Origin of the sequence: Arthrobacter sp. Soil763, from assembly GCF_001428365.1 — a bacterium.
GTDB lineage: Bacteria > Actinomycetota > Actinomycetes > Actinomycetales > Micrococcaceae > Arthrobacter.
In genome coordinates this window covers 409,778-428,376 of record NZ_LMSH01000001.1, presented here as the reverse complement: position 1 = coordinate 428,376, position 18,599 = coordinate 409,778, and the positions used below count along the sequence as shown (strand labels likewise).

Genomic DNA, 18,599 nt, shown 5'->3' with positions numbered 1-18,599 from the left:
ATGGAATACGTTGCCGTCCTGCTTCCGTCACTGGTGGTCGGGCTGATCTTCTGGTTTGCCATGAAGGCGATTTTTAACGCCGACAAATCCGAGCGCCAGGCCGAGGCCCGGGCGCAGGCGGAAGCGGCGGCCCGCGAACCGGGGCAGTCACCCGCCCCGGGGAATGGGCATTCCCCCGAACAGCGCTAAAGGCCCTTATTCCCGCTGAGGATTTTCTTTGGCAGGGCTATTCCGCTTTGACGCGCGGCCATAAAAAGATGGATACTTTTTACAGATACATCCTGCTTTTCTAAAATACTCATCCTTTTGGAAAGAGAGTTTTTATGGCACAGAAAGTTAAAATCATCCTCGTGGATGATCTGGATGGGGGATCCGCGGACGAAACTGTCCGGTTTGGCCTGGACGGCGTCAGTTATGAAATCGACCTCTCCACCGGCAACGCGTCGGAACTTCGCTCGGCCCTCGAGCGGTATGTGGCCCATGGGCGAAAGACGTCGGCCGGCCGGTCGACCCGCGCCAAGGCATCGGGCGGCCGCAATCAGGACTCGGCACAAATCCGTCAATGGGCGCGGGATAACGGCTACGCGGTAAACAGCCGGGGCCGCATCCAGGCGGAAATTCAGGAAGCCTACCAGAAGGCCAATTCCTAGGTTTGACCCCGCTCCCGGCCAGTTCTGCGCCGGAGTAATAGCGTCAGACAAAGCCCCTGCCGTCCGGCGGGGGCTTTGTCGTGGAACGGGCCCGTGCGTTCCTCCCCGGTTACTTCCCGGGAACGCTCCCGCCGCGCCGTGGCTGCGGCGCATTCCGGGGGCCTGGGAGCAGGTAACCGGGAGGGAGCGTCCGCCCCCGCCGGGCACACCGACCCGGGCCCTGCAACCGGTCAGGTTTCCCCCGTGGCGAACAAGCCCCAAATCTGGAACGCCGCCACGTAGCATCAAAGTACGTCGTAGCTAGGAGTGTGGCGAAATGTTTGAGCGATTTACGGACCGTGCCCGTCGCGTAGTTGTGCTTGCCCAAGAAGAGGCACGCATGCTGAACCACAATTACATCGGTACCGAACACATCCTCTTGGGCCTGATCCATGAGGGTGAAGGTGTTGCCGCCAAAGCCCTCGAGTCCCTGAGCATCTCGCTCGACGGAGTCCGCGAGCAGGTGCAGGAGATCATCGGCCAGGGCCAGCAGGCCCCGTCCGGCCACATCCCCTTCACGCCGCGCGCCAAGAAGGTGCTGGAGCTCTCGCTGCGCGAAGCCCTGCAGCTGGGCCACAACTACATCGGCACCGAGCACATCCTGCTCGGCCTCATCCGCGAGGGTGAAGGCGTGGCGGCGCAGGTGCTGGTCAAGCTCGGCGCGGACCTGAACCGTGTCCGCCAGCAGGTCATCCAGCTGCTTTCCGGCTACCAGGGCAAGGAAACCACCGGCGCCGGGGTCGGCCCCGGACAGGCCGAAGGCACCCCTGCCGGATCCGTGGTCCTGGACCAGTTCGGCCGCAACCTGACCCAGGCCGCCCGGGAAAATAAGCTCGATCCCGTGATCGGCCGCGAGCAGGAAATGGAACGCGTCATGCAGGTCCTTTCCCGCCGCACCAAGAACAACCCGGTCCTGATCGGTGAGCCCGGCGTCGGTAAGACCGCCGTCGTCGAGGGCCTGGCCCAGGCGATCGTCCGCGGCGACGTACCGGAAACCATCAAGGACAAGCAGCTGTACACCCTGGACCTCGGGTCCCTGGTGGCCGGCTCCCGCTACCGCGGTGACTTCGAAGAGCGCCTGAAGAAGGTGCTCAAGGAGATCCGCACCCGCGGCGACATCATCCTCTTCATCGACGAGATCCACACCCTCGTCGGTGCCGGTGCCGCCGAAGGCGCCATCGATGCGGCCTCGATCCTGAAGCCCATGCTGGCCCGCGGCGAGCTGCAGACCATCGGTGCCACCACGCTGGACGAGTACCGCAAGCACATCGAGAAGGACGCCGCCCTGGAGCGCCGCTTCCAGCCGATCCAGGTCAAGGAACCCTCCGTCGCCGACGCGATCGAGATCCTCAAGGGCCTGCGTGACCGCTACGAGGCGCACCACCGGGTCACCATCACCGACGGCGCCCTCGCCTCGGCCGCCAGCCTCTCCGAACGCTACATCTCGGACCGCTTCCTGCCGGACAAGGCCATCGACCTGATCGACGAGGCCGGTGCGCGCCTGCGCATCCGCCGGATGACCGCCCCGCCGGAGCTCAAGGTCATGGACGAGAAGATCTCGGCCATGAAGCTGGAGAAGGAATCCGCGATCGACGCGCAGGACTTCGAAGGCGCCGCGTCGCTGCGCGACAAGGAGCAGAAGCTCATTGCCGAGCGCGCCGAAAAGGAACGCCAGTGGAAGACCGGCGGCATGGACGACATCTCCGAGGTGGATGAGGATCTCATCGCCGAGGTGCTGGCGAACTCCACCGGCATCCCGGTCTTCAAGCTGACCGAGGAAGAGTCCTCGCGCCTGCTGAAGATGGAAGACGAACTGCACAAGCGCGTCGTCGGCCAGGATGAGGCCATCAAGGCCCTGTCCCAGGCGATACGCCGCACCCGTGCTGGCCTGAAGGACCCGAAGCGGCCCGGCGGCTCGTTCATCTTCGCCGGCCCCACCGGCGTCGGCAAGACCGAGCTGGCCAAGGCCCTCGCGGAGTTCCTCTTCGGCGAGGAAGACGCGCTGATCACCCTCGACATGTCCGAGTACTCGGAGAAGCACACCGTCTCGCGGCTCTTCGGTGCCCCTCCGGGCTACGTTGGCTACGAAGAAGGCGGCCAGCTGACCGAGAAGGTCCGCCGCCGTCCGTTCTCCGTCGTGCTGTTCGACGAAGTGGAGAAGGCGCACGCCGACCTCTTCAACTCGCTGCTGCAGATCCTGGAAGACGGCCGCCTGACCGACTCCCAGGGCCGCGTGGTGGACTTCAAGAACACCGTGATCATCATGACCACGAACCTCGGCACCCGGGACATTTCCAAGAGCGTCGCCACCGGCTTCCAGTCGGGCACGGACACGCAGACCGGCTACAACCGGATGCGCGCCCGGGTCACGGAGGAGCTCAAGCAGCACTTCCGCCCCGAGTTCCTGAACCGTGTCGACGACGTGGTCGTGTTCCCGCAGCTGACCCAGGACGAGATCATCGAGATCGTGGACCTGTTCGTCACCCGGCTGGAGAAGCGCCTCAAGGACAAGGACATGGGCATCGAGCTCACGCCCGCGGCCAAGGTCCTGCTGGCCACCCGCGGTTACGATCCCGCGATGGGCGCCCGGCCGCTGCGCCGCACCATCCAGCGCGAGATCGAGGACCAGCTCTCCGAGAAGATCCTCTTCGGCGAACTGCACTCCGGCGACATCGTCGTGGTGGACGTCGAAGGCGAAGGCGACGACGCGAAGTTCACCTTCGCCGGCAACGCCAAGCCGCGGATCCCGGAAATCGCCCCGAGCGTCTAGGCGCCAAGAGGGTAACGCCCGACGACAAGGCCCCGGCCCCTCCCTCACGGGAGGCGCCGGGGCCTTTCTCTGTGTACCGCCCAGCACACGACGCCGGGCGGGCGGCTCAGGCGGTGACCGTGATCCACTCGCCGTCGATGGCGGCCTTCAGTTTCCCCAGCGGAGCCTGGGCCGGGCCGCTGATCACGCTGCCGTCCGAGCCCTTAAACGAGGAGCCGTGGCAGGGGCAGTCAAAGTCCTCGCCGGCCGGCGCCACCGGGCAGCCGGCGTGGGTGCAGGCGGCGTCGTAGGCCAGGACGGTCTTCTCATCCGGCCGGAAGATCACCACCGTCCGGCCCCCGACCTTTCCGGTGGCGGTGCCGCGCACCGCCACCTCGCTGAGCTTGCCGACCTTCACCGGGGTGCCGGGCGGGACGGAAGGCCCGGCCGCCGAGGACGCGGAACTCCCCGAAGGCTCGGCGCTGCAGGCGGACAGGGCCAGGGCGCCGCCACCAAGGGCGCCGGCGCCAAGCAGGAGGGAGCGTCTGGGCAGGGTCTGGTCTGGGTTCATGGGGCCATTGTGCCAACCGTCCCTGAAAATGCCCTGCGATTCCCCGACGGCGATCTGAAAGTACTGTTTCACTCTCAGTGAACGCGGCTGTGATCCGCCGCACAACGGGTGTTGAATCGGGGGCATGGCTTCCACCGACACACAGACCCCGGGCGAACAGCCCGAAACCCCGTTCCACGACCTGGACCACTACCTCGCGATCCCGAGGGTGGGCGGCCTGGCCCTCAGCCCGGACGGTTCGCGGCTGGTCACCACCGTGGCCACCCTCAACGACAAGGGCACCGAGTACCGCACCGCGCTGTGGGAACTGGACCCTGCAGGCAAGCGGCGGGCCCGGAGGATCACCCGCAGCGCCAAGGGTGAAGCCGGGGCGGTGTTCGCCGCGGACGGCAGCCTCTACTTCACCTCGGCGCGTCCGGACCCGGAGAGCCCCGAGGCGGACCCGGTCAACGCGCTCTGGGTGCTGCCGGCCGACGGCGGCGAGGCACGCGTCGCGCTCTCCCGCGCCGGCGGCGTGAGCGGCCTGCTCGCCGCCAGGAACGCCGATGCGCTCTTCGTCTCGGCAGCCGTCCTGGCCGGCTCCACCGACGAGGACAATGACGGGGAGCGGCGCAAGGCCCGCAAGGAGAACAAGGTCGCCGCGATCCTGCACAGCGGCTACCCGGTGCGCTACTGGGACGCGGACCTCGGGCCCGAGCAGCCGCGGCTGTTCGCCGTCGAGCCGGGGGCGGACCCGGAGCCCGGCAAGCCGGCCACGGTCGACGCCGCCGCGCCGGTGAAACTGCGCAACCTTACCCCCGACGCCGGGAACGGGCTCCGGGAGGCCGAGACCGTCGTCAGCCCGGATGGAAAGACGCTCTACAGCAGCTTCGCCAAGCCGCTCGCCGGCGCCGACTCCCGCACCGTCCTCGTGGCGGTCGACGTCGCCTCCGGCACCCGCCGGGTCCTGCTCGACAGCGAAGGCATGAACTATTTCCCCGGCCCGGTCAGCCCCGACGGCCGCACCCTGGTGGTCCTGACCGAAACCGAGACCACACCGCAGCAGGCGCCGCAGGTGAAGCTGCACCTGCTGGACCTCGCCGCGGGTGAGGCTGCCGGCTCCGACGGCGGGGAGGCGCTGACGCCGCTCGCGCACGACTGGGACCGCTGGCCGCACCCGGCCGCCTGGCTGCCGGACGGCTCCGCGCTGCTGGTGACGGCGGACGAGGACGGAGCCTCGCCGGTGTTCCGGATCAGTGTGCCCGCCGCCGGCGGCGACGCAGAGGTGGTGCGGCTGACGGCCGACGCCGCCGCCTACACCGACGTCGTCGTAGCCCCGGACGGCCGCCGCGCCTACGCGCTGCGCAGCTCATACGAATTCCCGCCCGAAGCCGTCAGCATCGACCTGGCCGGCGGCGGGACCACCCGGCTCCCGGCGCCCGCGGAGCGGCCCGCCTTCCGCGGCCGGCTCGAACGCGTGGAGACCACCTCCGCCGGCGGCGACCGGGTCCCGGGCTACCTGGCCCTGCCCGAGGACGCTTCGCCGGCGAACCCCGCCCCGCTGCTGCTCTGGATCCACGGCGGCCCGCTGGGCTCCTGGAACGCCTGGACCTGGCGCTGGAACCCGTGGCTGCTCGTGGCCCGCGGCTACGCGGTGCTGCTCCCGGACCCGGCCCTGTCCACCGGCTACGGCCAGGACCACATCCAGCGCGGCTGGGGTGAGTGGGGCAAGGCCCCGTTCCAGGACCTGATGGACCTGACCGACGCCGTCGAGCGCCGGCCCGACATCGACGAGACGCGCACCGCAGCCATGGGAGGGTCCTTCGGCGGCTACATGGCGAACTGGGTCGCCGGGCACACGGACCGGTTCAAGGCGATCGTCACCCATGCCAGCCTCTGGGCCCTGGACCAGTTCGGGCCGACCACGGACGCCGCGCAGTACTGGCTCAAGGAGATGACGGCGGAGATGGCGGCGGAGAACTCCCCGCACCTGCACGTGCAGAACATCCGGACCCCCATGCTGGTCGTGCACGGCGACAAGGACTACCGCGTCCCGATCGGGGAAGGGCTGCGCCTCTGGTACGAGCTGCTCTCCAAGTCCCAGCTCGCCGCCGACGAGAACGGCGAGACGGAGCACCGCTTCCTCTACTTCCCGGACGAGAACCACTGGATCCTGCAGCCGCAGCACGCCAAGGTCTGGTACGGCGTCGTCGAGCACTTCCTGGCCAGGAACCTGCTGGACAAGGACCTCCCCGTTCCGGACGGGCTGGGCCTCTGACCCGTCCCAACCGTCCACGCCGTCCGGCCCGGCCGCCCTGCGGGGCCGGACGGCGTGCGGGCCGGGTCGTAGGATGGGGCTGTGACTGAGACGATCCGCATCCGCCCTGCCCGCACCGGCGACGTCGCCGCCATCAAGACCCTGGTGGCACCCCTGGCCGAGGAGCGGATCCTCATGGCGAAAGAGACCGTCGCCTACTACGAGAGCCTGCAGGAGTTCCGGATCGCCGAGGCTGCCGACGGCGAGGTGATCGGCTGCGGGGCGCTGCACGTGATGTGGGAGGACCTGGCCGAGGTACGCACCCTGGCCACCTCCGACGCCTGGCGCGGCCGGGGCGTTGGCCACCTGCTGCTCGAGCAGCTGCTGGAGGACGCGCGGGAGCTCGGCGTCGTGCGCGTCTTCTGCCTGACCTTCGAGGTGGACTTCTTCAAAAAGCACGGTTTCGAGGTGATGGCCGACCAGACGGCGGTGGACCCGGTGGTTTACTCCGAGCTCCTCCGCTCCCACGATGAGGGCGTCGCCGAATTCCTCGACCTGGCCCGCGTCAAGCCCAACACCCTCGGCAACACCCGGATGATCCGCACGCTGTAGCAGCTCCGAACCGGCCCGGAACAGGCCCCCTGTTGCCTCACGTCAATAGGTCCGGGAGTGGTGAGTCGTTGCCTCAGCTGAAAAGGTCCGTTTTGGGGCTGGGTTGAACGAGGTGTTGATCCGGCGGAGCCGGGGTGCGGCTTTGGCCTGGGCGAGGACTTCCAGCTCCCCGGTCAGGGCCAGGATCTGCCGGGACAGGGCCGCGGGCTGGAGGCGTTTGAACTGGGCGTTCATGGCGATCACGGGACGTTTGCGGATTCCGGAGTCAATCGCGGCGCGCTGGTGGGGCGTGAGGGCCGCGTCGTGCTTCTTGATGACTTTCGCTCCGCGGCGTTCCTTCGAGACCAACTTCTGCTGGGGCAGCAGGTAATTCGTGAAGAGCGCGTCGAGGTCCCAGATGGCATTGAGTTTCTCGAGTTCCGCGCCGGTGTCGTAACCGTAGTAACCCACGAGCTCCCGGACCCGGGACCAGTTCTTTTGCTCCACGTGGGCCCCGTCGTTCTTGTTCCCGGGCCGGGACCGGGTGAACGTGATCTGCCGGGCGTGGCAGTAGGCCAGCAGGTCCGCGTTGATGAACTCGGTCCCGTTGTCCGAGTCGATCCCGAGAACCGGGAAGGGGAACCGGCCCAGCGCGTGCTGCAGCGCCGCGAGCACCCACTTCTGGGCCTTGTTCGGCACGGAACGGTTCACCGTCCAACCGGTGGCGATATCCGTGACGGTCAGCGTGAAGCAGTACTCCCCGGACGCGGTGCCGCCTTCGTGGCCGACGAGATCGATTTCCACGAACCCTGGCACCGCGTCGTCCCAGTCCGCCCAGGTTCGGACCGGGATCTGGGACTTCAGCAAGGACCCCGGCTTGGTATGGGACCGGCCCCGCACCACCAGCTTCGCCCGCTCCGGGGCGAGCCGCCGGTCAATCGTGGCCGCGCTCATCCGCATCAGCAACGCCGCGTCCTCATCGGTGAGGACCAGTTCGCCGTCGCGCCGCAGCAATGGCACCAGCACCGGCAACATCCGCGCCAGACGCTTGCCCGCCGGCGCTCTGAGAACGGCCCAGCAAACGATGAGCGCGTCGATGACCGCCGGCCCGTATAACGGGTCCCGAGCCGGAAGCGGACGCACCGGCCGCAGCTCCAGCGCCTGCCTCAGCGCCCGCCGCGCATAATCCCGGTTCCAACCCGTGAGCTCCACCAGCTCATCCAGGATCCGCGCCTTCCCGGCACGCCCCTCCCGGGCATACGCCCGGGCCTTGATCAGCGTGACAGCCTTCCGCTGGCCCATCGTCAGTCCCATCCCTCAAGGATGTCCGCGCCAGCAACTAACCGGACCTTTTCAGATGAGGCAACGTATCGGCCTCCGCGGACCTTTCCCATGAGTCAACGCGGGCCCTTCCGCTAAATCTACTTGGTGGATAAACTGATTCCGGCCCGATGGGGAGGGCCGCCACTTTCGGAGGCAGAAATTGCAGAATCGCGTGATTTTTCCAGATTTCTCCGCATTCCAGATGACGGTCGATGCCGCGCCGATGCCCTCGGAACCGCCAGCAGCCGACGGCGGGTCGGGTAGGGGCGCGGGTAGGGGCTCCGCCAGGGGAGCAGCTCCCGCCGCGCGCAGGCCGCAGCCCGACCTCGGTCCGGACGCCTGGCCGGGCTTCGCGGCGGCGCCGGCAGGACCCTGAGCCCGCTCCGATTGTCGGGAAAGTGGCCGCATCCGGGAGCCTACCGCTGGCCGGGCCCCGGTAGTAGGGTCTAAGCAAGCAGCCAGGACACCATCCAGGGAGCACAGCCATGAAGAAACTCATCAATGATCCCAAAGCAGTGGTCGACGAGTCAGTGGAGGGGTTCGGGCTCGCGCACGCGGACCTCGTGACCGTCTTTCCCGACCCGAAGTACATCGTGCGCAAAGACGCGCCGGTATCCGGGAAAGTCGGCCTCGTCTCCGGCGGCGGCAGCGGCCACGAGCCGCTGCACGGCGGCTACGTCGGCATGGGCATGCTCGACGCCGCAGTCCCCGGCGCCGTGTTCACCTCGCCCACCCCCGACCAGATCCTGCCGGCCACGCTGGCCGTGAACTCCGGCGCCGGCGTCGTGCATATCGTGAAGAACTACACCGGCGACGTGCTGAACTTCGAAACCGCGGCGGAACTGGCACAGGCGGAGGGGGTCGAGGTCCGCACCGTGCTGGTCAACGACGACGTCGCCGTGCAGGACTCGCTCTACACCGCCGGGCGCCGCGGCGTCGGCGGCACCGTCCTGGTCGAGAAGATCGCGGGGGCGGCGGCCGAACGCGGCGACAGCCTCGACGCCGTCGCGGCCATCGGCGACCGGGTCAACCAGAACGTCCGCAGCATGGGCGTGGCCCTGACCGCGTGCACCGTCCCGCACGCCGGGGTCCCCAGCTTCGAGCTTGAGGACAACGAGATCGAAATCGGCATCGGCATCCACGGCGAGCCCGGCCGGCACAAGATTCCGCTGGAGCCCGCTGACGGCATCGCTGACCGCCTGCTGGACCCCGTCGTCAGCGACCTGGGCCTGGCCGCCGGAGACAAGGTCCTCCTGTTCGTCAACGGCATGGGCGGCACGCCGCAGAGCGAGCTCTACATCGTCTACCGCCGGGCCGCGCAGCGGCTGGCCGAGCAGGGCATCACCGTGGAGCGCTCGCTGGTGGGCAACTACATCACCTCCCTCGAGATGCAGGGCTGCTCCATCACGGTGCTCCGCCTGGACGACGAAATGACCGGGCTCTGGGACGCGCCCGTCCACACGCCGGCCCTCCGCTGGGGCGCCTGAGCATGGGGCTGGACGTCAACTGGGCGGTTCGGTGGCTGACCCTGTCCGCCGAGGCCATGGCCGAGCACAGGGTTGAACTCATCGAACTGGACCGCCCCATCGGCGACTCGGACCACGGCGAGAACATGGACCGCGGCTTCAAGGCCGTGATGGACAAGCTGGCCGAATCCCCGCCGGAAACGGCCGGCGCCGCGCTCAAGCTCACGGCCATGACCCTGATGTCGAAGGTCGGCGGCGCCGCCGGGCCGCTGTACGGCACGGCGTTCCTGCGCGCCGCGACATCCTTTGGCGACGCCACGGACATCGACGCGGCCGCCCTCGCCGCCGCGCTGGCCGCCGCCCGGGACGGCATCGTCGCCCGCGGGAAGGCCGAATCCGGTGACAAGACCATGGTCGATGCGTGGACTCCGGCCGTCGACGCCTCCGCCGCGGCCGCAGGTGAAGGGGACGTCCGCAAGGTACTCGCCGCGGCGGCGGAAGCGGCTGAAGCCGGTGCCGTGTCCACCGACCCGATGCTGGCGCGCAAGGGCCGGGCCAGCTACCTGGGGGAGCGCAGCATCGGCCACCGGGACCCCGGGGCGGTCTCGAGCGCACTGATCCTGCGCGCCGCCGTCGGGGCCTCCGAATGACGGTAGTAGGCCTGGTCGTCGTCTCCCACAGCGCCAAAATCGCCGACGGCGCCGCGGAACTTGCCGCGCAAATGGCGCCCGACGTGACCATCGTGCCCGCCGGCGGCACCGACGACGACCGGATCGGCACCAGCCTGGAGAAGGTCATGGCCGCGCTGGAGCAGGCCGCCGGGGAGAGCGGCGTCGTGGTGCTCACCGACCTCGGCTCCGCTGTCATGACCGCCGAATCCGCGGTCGAGTTCGCCGCGGACCCGGCATCGATCCACCTCGCCGACGCGCCCCTGATCGAAGGGCTCGTCGCCGCAGCGGTCTCGGCCCAGACCGGTGCGGACGCGGAAACTGTCAAGGACGCCGCCGAGGCGGTCTACCGCCCGCCGGTCCACCTGCACGAGGCCGGGCACGAACACCGGCAGCCGCCCGATGCGCAGGGCGACTTCGAAATGGTCAACCAGGCCGGCATGCACGCCCGGCCGGCAGCCAAGATCGCCGGCGGCCTGGCGGGAATGGACGCGGAGGTCACCATCAACGGCGTCGACGGCGCGTCCATGACCGAACTCATGATGCTCGGCGCCACCAAGGGCACCGTGCTGCGGGTCGAGGCCAGCGGGCCGGACGCGGCCAAAGCGGTGGACTATCTGGGGACCCTGATCCAGTCCGGCTTCGGCGAGCCCTAGCACCGGGATCAGGCAGGCAGACGCAGCCCGCCGGCATGCTCTTCGACCAGGCCGTCGGCCAGCAGCCCGGACACCGCCCGGGCGAGCTGTTCCGGCCCGGGATCCAGCCGGTGCAGCGCCGCGAGCGGGACGGAGATTCCCTCCGGTCCGGGGCCGGGGCCGGGTTCGAGGCCCAGGTCCGCGGGGGCGCGCTCCAGCAGCTCAACAGGCACCGGCGACTCCGCCAGGCGCAGGACCGCCAGCACCGCGCCGCGCACCTGCCGGTCCGTGCCATGCCAGGCCTGCCCCTTCGGGGTGTAGGTCGGCGGGGGTTCGCCGGCTTCCCGCCAGGCGCAGGCGTCCCGGACCGGGCAGTCGCCGCACCTGGGCGCCCGGGCCGTGCAGACCAGCGCGCCCAGCTCCATCACCGCGGCGTTCCAACGCACGGAGCCGGCGTCGTCCTCCGGCAGCAACTGCGCGGCCAGGCGCATCTCCGCGGCGGTCAGGGCCGGCGCCGGCAGCGCCGCGCCGGTGACGAGCCGGGCGTGGACCCGGCGGATATTGGTGTCAACCACCGTTTCGCGCCGGCCGAACGCGAAGGCCGCCACCGCGGCCGCCGTGTAGCTGCCCACGCCGGGCAGCTCAATCAGCTCTGCGTAATTGCCGGGGACGGCGCCGGCGTGGCGTTCGACGACGGCGACGGCGGCCGCGTGCAGCCGCAGCGCCCGCCGCGGATAGCCCAGCCGCCCCCAGGACCTGACCGCCTCGCCGGGGCTCTCCCTTGCCAGGTCGGCCGGGGCGGGCCAGCGCCGGAGCCATTCCTCCCACACGGGCAGCACCCGCACCACGGGGGTCTGCTGCAGCATGACTTCGCTGACCAGCACGCCCCAGGCCGAGCAGCCGGAGGAGCGCCACGGGAGGTCCCGGGCCGTTTCCTCGAACCAGTCGGAGAGGGCAGCGTGCAGCCCGGCGGCCGCGGCGGGCCCCGACTCGGGGTTGGCCGGCGGGCACGGCGCGGCAGGGGCTGCGGGGACTGCCATGGCGGGGGAATCGGCTGAAGCTTTGATCGGACCAGCTTAATAGAGATGCGGGCCATAGTGCGGCCGGCGGCGTGGTGGGACAAGATCGCGGGCGGGATTCTCTAGCCTAGAAGAATGGTCAGGCAAGGCAACCCAGGAGCGCGCGGTGCGGGACCGGAGGCGTCCCCCGGAGCCCGGACCGGCAAGCGCCCGGCCGGCACGCCCGGCAAAGCCGTCTACCGCCGCCGCCGGATCTTCGCCGCCGCGGTCCTGCTGCTGGTCGCCGGCCTCGCCGTCGCGGGCTTCACGGCCCTGACCAGCGCTCTTAGCGGCGGCCCCGCAGCTGCCCCGGCCACCACCCCGGCCGGCCGGGAGGCCGCGCCTGCCACGACCGGCCCGGCGGCGTCCGCCACCGCGACCCCGACAGCCGGCACGGGATGCGACCAGAAACTCCTGACCGTCACCGCCGCGACGGACAAGCGGGTCTACGCCGCCGGCGAGAACCCGCTGCTGAGCCTGAAGGTCACCAACAACAACGAGGTGCCCTGCGAGGTCAACCTCGGGACCTCGCAGATGGAGTACCTGGTCACCAGCGGCTCCGACCGGATCTTCTCGTCGCTGGACTGCCAGGCCGAAAGCACCGAACTGGTCAAGACCATCGCGCCGGGCCGGAGCGAGACCGCCAACTTCCCGTGGAACCGGAAGCGGTCCACCCAGGGGTGCAAGGTCGTTGACGCCGAACCCGGCGGCGGCGGCGCCTACTACGTCTTCACCGCCCGGCTGGGCAACAAGACCAGCCCCAAGGCCGTGTTCCAGCTCAGCTAGGCCCCGGCGGGACGGTCAGAGGAAACGGTCCAGCAGGCTGGCCTCGGCCATCCGGCTCAGGCCCTCGCGGACGGTGCGGGCGCGCTGGTCGCCGATGCCGTCGACGGTCATCAGGTCATCGATGGTCGCCGCCATCAGGAACTGCAGGCCGCCGAAGTGGTCCACCAGGCGGTCAGCCACGGCCTTCGGCACGGCCTTGAGGCCGGAGAGCAGGCGGTACCCGCGCGGCTGGACGACGGCGTCGAGGTTGGCCTCGCCGCCGGCGAAGCCCACGATCCCGGAAATCCGGCCCAGGTCGATCAGCTCGGTCGGGCCCAGGTTCACGAGCGCCTTCACGGCGTTGTCGATGTCCGCCGCGGAGGCATTCGGGCCCGAGTAGTCGCGGATGATCACGTCGCTGCCCGGGCCGCGGCCCACGGTCAGTTCGTCCAGTTGCAGGGACAGCAGCCGGCCGTCCTCGCCCAGTTCCAGCACGTACTGCGAGATCTCCTCGGAGATGCGCCGCACCATTTCCTGGCGCTGCAGCGTCACCGCGACGTCGCGGACCGTGACCATGGCCTCGATTTCCAGGGCCGAAAGCGAACTGGTCACCTGGTCCAGCCGGGAGCGGTACCGCTCCAGCGTGGCAAGGGCCTGGTTGGCCCGGGCCAGGACCTTCTCCGAGCCCTCCAGGACGTGGCGCAGGCCGTTGACGTAGAGCGCGATGATCTGCATCGACTGGCTCACGGAAATGACCGGCACCCCGGTTTGGATTGCCACGCGCTCGGCGGTCCGGTGCCGGGTGCCCGTTTCCTGGGTTTCGATGCTGGAATCGGGCACCAGCTGGACGCCGGCGCGCAGGATGTTGCTGGCATCCTTGTCGCAGACAATAGCGCCGTCCATTTTCGCCAGTTCGCGCAGGCGCGTGGGAGAGAAATCAATCCCGATTTCGAAGCCGCCCGAGCAGATGGATTCGATGGTCCGGTCCATGCCCAGCACGATCAGCGCGCCGGTGCGCCCGCGCAGGATGCGTTCCAGTCCGTCCCGCAGTGCCGTCCCCGGGGCCACCCGGGCCAGGGTCGCCTTGAGTGCATCCTCGGGACTCCGAGCCATAGGTTTTCCCTTCAAAGGTGCGGAACGCCGTCCGCGGGTACGCCGGCTTTTGTCGATTTTCCATCGTCGGCCGGCAAGATCAAAAGTGCCCGGTTTCCCGTATCCACCATCATAGGGGTAAGCCCGGCCACATTCCGCACGGACAAGCCTCAAAGTGCCCCGTTTCCGCCCCGCAGGAAGTGCCCGCCGGATGCCGGTGCCCCCGGTTCGGCCGGGCCGCATTTCCCCGCCCCAGCAGGGCCCGGCCGCGGCCTGCGATAAACTTGGAAGCCTGGGTGTGCCGCGGGCTCTCCGCGCCCTGACCCGTCCACAGCCGCAGCGAAAGTAGCACCGTGTCCCAAGAAGTCCACAGCCCCGCCCGAGTCCAGGAGATTCACAAGCAGGCAGCCCGGCGCCGGACCTTCGCAGTGATCTCCCACCCGGACGCCGGCAAGTCCACTCTGACCGAGGCGCTGGCCCTGCACGCGAAGGTGATCGGCACCGCCGGTGCGTCCAGTGGCAAGGCCAACCGCAAGGAAACCGTCTCCGACTGGATGCAGATGGAGAAGGACCGCGGCATCTCGATCAGCTCCGCGGCGCTGCAGTTCGCCTATCGGGACACTGTCATCAACCTGCTGGACACGCCGGGCCACGCGGACTTCTCCGAGGACACCTACCGGGTGCTGGCAGCCGTGGACTGCGCCGTCATGCTCGTCGACGCGGCCAAGGGCCTGGAAACCCAGACCATGAAGCTGTTCGAGGTCTGCAAGCAGCGGAACCTGCCCATCATCACCGTGATCAACAAGTGGGACCGGCCCGGCCTGGACGCGCTGGCGCTGATGGACGAGATCACCGAGCGCACCGGCCTGCAGCCCATGCCGCTGACCTGGGCGGTGGGGATTTCCGGCGATTTCCGCGGCGTCTGGGACCTGCGCAACGACCGGTTCGCCCGCTTCCAGCGCAACAACGCCGGAGCCAACATCGCCCTCACGGAGTACTTCACCCCCGAGGAGGCCGCCGCCAGCCAGGGCGGGGACTGGTCCAATGCTGTGGACGAGGCCGGGCTGGTGATCGAATCCAACCTTGCCTTCGACGTCGATGCCTTCCACGCCGGCAAGGCGACGCCGATCCTGTTCAGCTCCGCCGCACTGAATTTCGGCGTGAAGGAGATCCTCGACGCTCTGGTGGACTTCGCCCCGCCGGCAGCGCCGCGGCCCGACGTCGACGGCGCGCCGCGTCCGGTGGACGCCCCGTTCGCGGGCTTCGTCTTCAAGGTCCAGGCCGGCATGAACAAGGCCCACCGCGACCACGTCGCCTTCATCCGGGTCTGCTCCGGCGTCTTCGAACGCGGCATGGTGGTCACCCAGGGCCGGACCGGGAAGTCCTTCGCCACCAAGTACGCCCAGCAGGTCTTCGGCCGCGAACGCGAGGTGATCGACGAGGCGTTCCCCGGCGACGTCGTGGGCCTGGTGAACGCGTCCTCGCTGCGGGTGGGCGACAGCCTGTTCCTGGAGAAGCCGGTGGAGTTCCCGGCTATTCCGCTGTTCGCCCCCGAACACTTCCAGGTGGCGCGGTCCAAGGATCCCAGCCGCTTCAAGCAGTTCCGCCGCGGCATCGAACAGCTTGAGCACGAGGGCGTGATCCAGGTGTTGCGCTCCGACATCCGCGGCGACCAGGCGCCCGTCCTGGCCGCCGTCGGCCCCATGCAGTTCGAGGTGGTCGAGGACCGGATGGCGCACGACTTCAGCGCCCCGATGCGGCTGGAGCGGCTGCCCTACTCGCTGGCGCGGATCACGACGGCGGACGCCATGCCGGCGCTCGCCAACGTGCCCGGCGCCGAGGTGCTGCTGCGCTCGGACGGCGAGTACCTCGCGCTGTTCAACGACATCTGGGCGCTGCGCCGGATCGAAAAGAACCTCCCGGACCTCACGCTGGTGCCGATCGGGACGCACAACCCGGCCAAATAGCTGCTGCGCCCGGCTCCGCCGGGAGCCGGCCGGGGCCCGAAAAATTTCCGCCCGCAGGACTTCCTGAATCCGCGTTCCGCGCTACCATAAGTAACCTTGCTAATTTTGCGGGCGCCTGCCGATCTGGCCGGCTGCTAGGACTGCTCTGTCCGATTCCACGTGCGGACCCGTATCGAGGGAACAACAAAACTCTTTGACAACAACGATGGAACCCGGCCTCCTGCTCAGCGGGCGGTACCGGATTGAAGCCCTCATTGGCAGGGGAAGCCAGTCATCTGTCTACCGCGCGCACGACGAGTTGCTGCAGCGCGAGGTGGCGGTCAAACTCTTCCGCAACGACGCGGACGACCCGGAGAACACCAAACGGCAGGGCCAGGAGGTGCGGATCCTGGCGGGAATGAGCCACCACGCCCTGGTGACGCTGTTTGACGCCGGGGCTGATCTCAGCAATCCGGACTCCCGGCTTACCTACCTCGTGATGGAACTCGTCCGCGGACAGGACCTGCGCCACCGGTCGCTGCAGGGCCCGCTCTCTGCAGCGCACATGGCGCACATCGGCTATGACCTGGCGGATGGGCTCTCTTACATCCACCACCACGGGATCGTGCACCGCGACATCAAACCGGCGAACATCCTCCTGGTGGACTACAGCAACGACGACCGCCGGCCGCGGGCCAAGCTGACCGATTTCGGCGTCGCCGCCATCCTGGGGCACAACCGCGCGGATGACGACGGCGGCACCTCGGGGACGCCGGCGTACCTGAGCCCCGAGCAGGCCAGCGGTGAACCGGCAGGTCCGGCGAGCGACATCTACTCGCTTGGACTCGTGCTGCTCGAGGGGCTGACCGGCAGGATGGCGTACCCCGGGGCGCCGATCCAGTCCGCTGTCGCCCGGCTGCTCCACGATCCGCAAATCCCGGAGGAGCTGGCCCCGAAGTGGGTGGCGCTCCTATCCTCCATGCTGTCCCGGGACCCGGAGGCCCGGCCGCACGCCCGCGAGGTCTCCCTTGCCCTCCGCCAGGAGGTCATCAACGGTGCCGCCCGGCACCGGCAACACCACTCGGCGGTGAACGACGAAGACGGCCGGATGCGCGCCGTCCAGCGGTACCGGATCCTGGACACCCCGGAGGATGGCGCCTTCGACCGGATCGCGGCGCTCGCGGCACGGGTGTTTTCTGTGCCGGTAGCGATCGTCAGCGTCGTGGACCACGACCGGATCTGGTTCAAGGCCCACCACGGCACCGAGGTCACCCAAATCGGCAGGGATCCGGGGCTTTGCGCCTCGGCGATCCTGCAGGACGGGCCCTGGATTGTCGAGGACGCCGTGAGGGACGCCCGCACGCTTTCCAATCCTCTGGTTGCGGGCGAGTTCGGGCTGCAGTTCTATGCCGGGGTTCCGCTGCGCACCCCGGACGGCTTCAACCTCGGCACCTTCTGCATCCTGGACCGGGAGCCGCGACAGTTCACCGCGGAGGACACCCGCACGCTCGAGGACCTGGCCGCGATTGTCATGAACGACCTTGAGATGCGGTTGCAGGGCCGCGAAGCGATCGCCGGCTAGCGCCTGCCGGCGTGCAACGCGAGCTGCAGCTCAAACCGGGCCACCGGGTCCTCCAGTTCGTCCCCAAACAGCTCACGCAACTGGGCCGCCCGGTAGCCCACGGTTTGCGGGTGGATGCCCAGCTCCGCGGCCACCGGGGCGCGCTGGCCCCAGTGGCGTAGCCAGGACAGCAAGGTTTCGGCGAGCCGTTCGCGCTGTGCCGGCCGGAGCCCCTCAAGCGGTGCCAGCCGGCGGTGGGCCAGCTCGGCGATGGCGGAGGGCTCCGCGCCGAGGACCACGGCCGCGAGATGCTCGTCGGCCCAGATCGGCGGGTCGTCCGGGCCATCACGGTGCGGCAGGACCGATGCCGCCAGCACTGCCAGGCGCAATGACTCGGGGACCTTCTCCCAGCCGCCGGCCGGGCCCACGGACGCGCCGCGGCCCCGCAGCGCGAGGTCCAGCTCCTTGCGCGCGGACTTGGACTTGCGGGCCGGGACCAGCGCCACGGCGTCGGTCTCGCGTTCGATCACCAGGGTTCCCGGGCCCAACCGCAGCCGCAGCCCGGCGGCCCGGTCCAAAGGCAACGTCACGACGGACATGCGTTGGGGCAGTGCCCAGTCAGCCATCGCCGCCGTCTGCCGCAGTGCAGCCTCGTCGGCCTGCCCCAGCAGCAGCAGGTCCAGCAGTTCGGTGCGGCGCCGGTCCACCGCTCCTGCGCGTTCGGACTGCTCAAAGGCATAGGCCTCCGCGCTGACCGCGGAGAGCTCGTCGATGTAGGCCAGGATTGATTCGCCGAGGTCAACCACCACGTTCTGGCCCAGGTGGTGTTCCACCGAGACCTTCGACATCTCGCGGAACGTCACCCGGGCGCCCATTCGGTACGCGCTGAGCAGGGCATCCATGCTCCTGCCTTGCCGGAACTCGCCGCTGCCCAGGCCCGCCACCAGTTGCCGGCTCTCCTCGGAAAGCGCGGGCAGCGCGGTGCCCGGAAGCTGCAGGAAACGGTCCAGGGCCGTCGCCACGCCCCGTCGCAGCCCCCGGCCGAAGCGGCCCTCGATCGGCCGGGCATAGGCGGGAACCAGCTGGGGCACGGCGTCGATGATGGCTTCAACAATGCCCGGAACCTGCGGCCGGAGCATGTCGCTGACTTCCTTTGGCAACGCCAGCCACGGCGGGTCGTAGGCAGGGTAGCCGGGGTGGCCGGCGGGGGAAGCATCCATGACGGGTATCCAAAGTTTGTTTCGTGGAG

General features: G+C 69.2%; 16 protein-coding genes. 11 read left to right on the top strand and 5 right to left on the bottom strand.

What is annotated here, in order from left to right:
• The 3 genes from ASG71_RS01980 to ASG71_RS01970 all read left to right on the top strand — a co-directional run bounded on the left by ASG71_RS01980 (window position 1) and on the right by ASG71_RS01970 (window position 3,459).
• Window positions 1-189 (top strand): hypothetical protein, encoded by a 189-nt coding sequence (locus tag ASG71_RS01980; RefSeq protein WP_056736548.1) that lies wholly within the window; start codon window positions 1-3, stop codon window positions 187-189.
• A 134-nt stretch (window positions 190-323) separates the two neighbouring features.
• Window positions 324-650, top strand: coding sequence for a histone-like nucleoid-structuring protein Lsr2 (locus ASG71_RS01975; RefSeq protein WP_056736546.1), 327 nt, complete (start codon window positions 324-326; stop codon window positions 648-650).
• A 316-nt stretch (window positions 651-966) separates the two neighbouring features.
• Window positions 967-3,459 carry an ATP-dependent Clp protease ATP-binding subunit gene (locus ASG71_RS01970; protein WP_056736544.1) on the top strand — a complete coding sequence of 831 codons (2,493 nt, stop codon included), beginning with the start codon at window positions 967-969 and terminating at the stop codon, window positions 3,457-3,459.
• Window positions 3,460-3,565: 106 nt separating this feature from the next.
• On the opposite strand, the gene ASG71_RS01965 is transcribed toward ASG71_RS01970, so the two are convergent.
• Window positions 3,566-4,009 carry a Rieske (2Fe-2S) protein gene (locus ASG71_RS01965; RefSeq protein WP_162254038.1) on the bottom strand — a complete coding sequence of 148 codons (444 nt, stop codon included), beginning with the start codon at window positions 4,007-4,009 and terminating at the stop codon, window positions 3,566-3,568.
• 124 nt (window positions 4,010-4,133) lie between these two features.
• Here ASG71_RS01965 and ASG71_RS01960 point away from each other — a divergent pair, with 124 nt between their 5' ends.
• Window positions 4,134-6,266, top strand: a complete 2,133-nt coding sequence (locus ASG71_RS01960; RefSeq protein WP_056736540.1) for a S9 family peptidase — start codon at window positions 4,134-4,136, stop codon at window positions 6,264-6,266.
• 81 nt (window positions 6,267-6,347) lie between these two features.
• Window positions 6,348-6,857, top strand: coding sequence for an amino-acid N-acetyltransferase (locus ASG71_RS01955; RefSeq protein WP_056736538.1), 510 nt, complete (start codon window positions 6,348-6,350; stop codon window positions 6,855-6,857).
• 42 nt (window positions 6,858-6,899) lie between these two features.
• On the opposite strand, the gene ASG71_RS01950 is transcribed toward ASG71_RS01955, so the two are convergent.
• The gene (locus tag ASG71_RS01950; protein WP_056736536.1) at window positions 6,900-8,150 is read right to left on the bottom strand and encodes an integrase catalytic domain-containing protein; all 1,251 of its coding nucleotides are present in this window, start codon (window positions 8,148-8,150) and stop codon (window positions 6,900-6,902) included.
• A gap of 494 nt (window positions 8,151-8,644) precedes the next feature.
• Between ASG71_RS01950 and dhaK the strand changes: the two genes are divergently transcribed.
• From dhaK to dhaM, 3 genes are read left to right on the top strand one after another with little or no spacing between them, the layout of a single operon-like run.
• Entirely contained in the window at window positions 8,645-9,646 is a 1,002-nt protein-coding gene (gene dhaK, locus ASG71_RS01945; protein WP_056736534.1) for a dihydroxyacetone kinase subunit DhaK, read from the top strand.
• Between the two features lie 2 nt (window positions 9,647-9,648).
• Window positions 9,649-10,275, top strand: a complete 627-nt coding sequence (gene dhaL, locus ASG71_RS01940; protein ID WP_056736532.1) for a dihydroxyacetone kinase subunit DhaL — start codon at window positions 9,649-9,651, stop codon at window positions 10,273-10,275.
• A complete protein-coding gene (dhaM, locus tag ASG71_RS01935) occupies window positions 10,272-10,949 on the top strand; it encodes a dihydroxyacetone kinase phosphoryl donor subunit DhaM (RefSeq protein ID WP_056736530.1) in 678 nt (225 codons plus the stop codon). The genes dhaL and dhaM overlap by 4 nt, the downstream gene beginning before the upstream one ends.
• An 8-nt stretch (window positions 10,950-10,957) precedes the next feature.
• Here the strand turns inward: dhaM and ASG71_RS01930 are convergent, their stop codons facing one another.
• Window positions 10,958-11,968: an A/G-specific adenine glycosylase gene (locus tag ASG71_RS01930; protein ID WP_056736529.1), complete on the bottom strand. Its 1,011-nt coding sequence runs from the start codon at window positions 11,966-11,968 to the stop codon at window positions 10,958-10,960.
• A 114-nt stretch (window positions 11,969-12,082) separates the two neighbouring features.
• Here ASG71_RS01930 and ASG71_RS01925 point away from each other — a divergent pair, with 114 nt between their 5' ends.
• Window positions 12,083-12,772, top strand: coding sequence for a hypothetical protein (locus tag ASG71_RS01925; RefSeq protein ID WP_056736527.1), 690 nt, complete (start codon window positions 12,083-12,085; stop codon window positions 12,770-12,772).
• Window positions 12,773-12,787: 15 nt separating this feature from the next.
• Here the strand turns inward: ASG71_RS01925 and disA are convergent, their stop codons facing one another.
• Window positions 12,788-13,864, bottom strand: coding sequence for a DNA integrity scanning diadenylate cyclase DisA (gene disA, locus ASG71_RS01920; RefSeq protein WP_056736524.1), 1,077 nt, complete (start codon window positions 13,862-13,864; stop codon window positions 12,788-12,790).
• 332 nt (window positions 13,865-14,196) lie between these two features.
• Here disA and ASG71_RS01915 point away from each other — a divergent pair, with 332 nt between their 5' ends.
• Both ASG71_RS01915 and ASG71_RS01910 read left to right on the top strand, forming a co-directional pair.
• Window positions 14,197-15,810, top strand: a complete 1,614-nt coding sequence (locus tag ASG71_RS01915) for a peptide chain release factor 3 (protein WP_056736522.1) — start codon at window positions 14,197-14,199, stop codon at window positions 15,808-15,810.
• A gap of 205 nt (window positions 15,811-16,015) precedes the next feature.
• Entirely contained in the window at window positions 16,016-17,371 is a 1,356-nt protein-coding gene (locus ASG71_RS01910) for a protein kinase domain-containing protein (protein ID WP_056736521.1), read from the top strand.
• Here ASG71_RS01910 and ASG71_RS01905 read toward each other — a convergent pair.
• Window positions 17,368-18,570 (bottom strand): PucR family transcriptional regulator, encoded by a 1,203-nt coding sequence (locus ASG71_RS01905; protein ID WP_056736519.1) that lies wholly within the window; start codon window positions 18,568-18,570, stop codon window positions 17,368-17,370. The two genes, ASG71_RS01910 and ASG71_RS01905, sit on opposite strands and share 4 nt — an antisense overlap.
• Between the last annotated feature and the right edge of the window lie 29 nt (window positions 18,571-18,599).

What these genes read in the sequence shown, in the direction of transcription:
- ASG71_RS01950 (WP_056736536.1), bottom strand. Translation starts at nt 8,150, where the DNA reads ATGGGACTGACGATGGGCCAGCGGAAGGCTGTCACGCTGATCAAGGCC.
- dhaM (WP_056736530.1), top strand. Translation starts at nt 10,272, where the DNA reads ATGACGGTAGTAGGCCTGGTCGTCGTCTCCCACAGCGCCAAAATCGCC.
- ASG71_RS01980 (WP_056736548.1), top strand. Translation starts at nt 1, where the DNA reads ATGGAATACGTTGCCGTCCTGCTTCCGTCACTGGTGGTCGGGCTGATC.
- ASG71_RS01925 (WP_056736527.1), top strand. Translation starts at nt 12,083, where the DNA reads ATGGTCAGGCAAGGCAACCCAGGAGCGCGCGGTGCGGGACCGGAGGCG.
- ASG71_RS01960 (WP_056736540.1), top strand. Translation starts at nt 4,134, where the DNA reads ATGGCTTCCACCGACACACAGACCCCGGGCGAACAGCCCGAAACCCCG.
- ASG71_RS01975 (WP_056736546.1), top strand. Translation starts at nt 324, where the DNA reads ATGGCACAGAAAGTTAAAATCATCCTCGTGGATGATCTGGATGGGGGA.
- dhaL (WP_056736532.1), top strand. Translation starts at nt 9,649, where the DNA reads ATGGGGCTGGACGTCAACTGGGCGGTTCGGTGGCTGACCCTGTCCGCC.
- ASG71_RS01970 (WP_056736544.1), top strand. Translation starts at nt 967, where the DNA reads ATGTTTGAGCGATTTACGGACCGTGCCCGTCGCGTAGTTGTGCTTGCC.
- ASG71_RS01930 (WP_056736529.1), bottom strand. Translation starts at nt 11,968, where the DNA reads ATGGCAGTCCCCGCAGCCCCTGCCGCGCCGTGCCCGCCGGCCAACCCC.
- disA (WP_056736524.1), bottom strand. Translation starts at nt 13,864, where the DNA reads ATGGCTCGGAGTCCCGAGGATGCACTCAAGGCGACCCTGGCCCGGGTG.
- ASG71_RS01965 (WP_162254038.1), bottom strand. Translation starts at nt 4,009, where the DNA reads ATGAACCCAGACCAGACCCTGCCCAGACGCTCCCTCCTGCTTGGCGCC.
- dhaK (WP_056736534.1), top strand. Translation starts at nt 8,645, where the DNA reads ATGAAGAAACTCATCAATGATCCCAAAGCAGTGGTCGACGAGTCAGTG.
- ASG71_RS01905 (WP_056736519.1), bottom strand. Translation starts at nt 18,570, where the DNA reads ATGGATGCTTCCCCCGCCGGCCACCCCGGCTACCCTGCCTACGACCCG.
- ASG71_RS01910 (WP_056736521.1), top strand. Translation starts at nt 16,016, where the DNA reads ATGGAACCCGGCCTCCTGCTCAGCGGGCGGTACCGGATTGAAGCCCTC.